General features: G+C 48.8%; 2 protein-coding genes. Both read right to left on the bottom strand.

Going from position 1 to position 1715, the window contains the following annotated elements:
* Positions 1–1066 (bottom strand): hypothetical protein (locus tag KDK17_RS19205; protein ID WP_257288842.1); only part of this gene is annotated, 1066 nt, incomplete at its 3' end.
* A gap of 141 nt (positions 1067–1207) precedes the next feature.
* A partial coding sequence (locus KDK17_RS19200) for a hypothetical protein (RefSeq protein ID WP_257288841.1) occupies positions 1208–1715 on the bottom strand: 508 nt, incomplete at its 5' end.

Here is a 1715-nt window from a genome sequence, read left to right as displayed (position 1 = left end):
GATGACACGACGTACCTCGGGCATTCTTGCACACCGCCCCGCACTCCCACTCCCGGCCATCCTCCCCGACTAGTGTCTCGTCACAGATTTGTTGGCAGTTATCTTTGGCCTGTATTGCGCCGGACTGTGAAAGGTGAGCCTGGCTCTGACTCGATTGGGATGATTCAGCGGTGGTTTGTTGTGTTTCTGAATGGTCAAGCAATATGGAAATTCCGATTTCTTCGAAAAGACTCTGAAATATTTGATCAGTGACGTATGGGGATTGCATGGAAGAGAGATCAAACCATGTTTCGAAAGGCGGGTTTTGCAGTAAATTTGTGGTGCTTGGAGGATCACAATACACCATGCAACGAAGGCAGCACCCATAAGCCAAATGAGAGCATGAGCTTTGTCCGGATGTTGCTTCTGTCTGGATGGTCGAATTTTCTTCAGAATTCACCGGCCTTTCAGATCGTTCTCCGCTATCGGATGGTGGCCGGAATTGACAAATGCCACTGCAAGGATAGGCGAAACAATTTAAGCCTAAAGTATGCGATTTTTTTTGAGGGCCTCCGTTACCGTCGCTATAGTCAACATTCAGTGGACTGGTGAGAGAGCCTGTTTGATGAGAGGAAGCTTCTGTTTTTTCCTGAACGGATGATTCTGAAGGCTGGCCTTGTTGTTGCCTATGTTCAGAGCCAAACATCCTGATGATGGCCGCAAGTGAGCGATCCCCCTGTGTCAGCATAGATGTTACTTCCTGCTGTTCAATAGGGTTAAACAGTGTTGAATCCGGGCTCGAATAAGGGATGGCGCTTATAGGAACATTCTTGGCGATCAGGATCAATTCAAAAGCGGCCAGCAGGCAAGTGGCATATGGCCACTGCCATGAAGTCGATTCAATGATAGATATTTTTGCTCCATAACGGCCAATCCCGGATCGTTTGTTATCAAACAGCGAGCCCGGTCCTGCATAGCCGTTTGCGTCGGCCATGTCTGAAAATGTATTCAGGTGACGCTTCATAGAAAAGCTCTGGTTTGGAAAACCTGTTTTCTCTCCAAACTCAACAATAAAAGGTTCTGTCAACGTTTCGGCCTGGCAAACAGCAGACAACAAAAATACCAGCAGTGCCGCAATGAGTGAGTGTTTAATAATTCCATCCTTGCTTTCTGGTTCACAGAGAGGAAGGATAGATCAAGAAAACCTCGAGAAAGGGCGGATGTCAGATCAGGGACTGATGTCATCGATCTGGTCCAAATCAGCAGGCTTGCGTTTTCGATGTATTTTCTTGTGATCCCACAGGGATTTAGCATTCTTATAAATCATCCCGCAGGGCCGTTTTTGACCATCCTCCCCGATCACGGTCGCATCACAGACCTGCTGCCCGGTGTGCTTTCTGCTTTTGTGATTCCACAGGACATGAATATTCTTGCAAACCTTTCCGCATGGCCGCTGCTGGCCATCCTCCCCCACCACTGTTACGTCACAGGTTTTTTGCCCGTTGTGACATTGGGCTCTGTGAGCCGACAGAACTGCAGCATTGCTACAAACCTTCCCGCATGGCCGCTGTCGGCCACCTTCCCCGACCACTGTGACCTGACATTTTTTTTCCCCGGTGTGGTCTTTTAGTTTATGGTGCAACAAGGAATTAACATTCTTGCAGACCTTCCCGCATGGCCGCTGTTGTCCATCCTCCCCGACCACAGCTACGTCACAGTTTTTTTTCCCGCTGTGG

It is taken from the genome of Endozoicomonas sp. SESOKO2, from assembly GCF_024606245.1.
Lineage (GTDB): Bacteria > Pseudomonadota > Gammaproteobacteria > Pseudomonadales > Endozoicomonadaceae > Endozoicomonas_A.
This window is presented reverse-complemented; position numbering and strand designations above follow the sequence as displayed.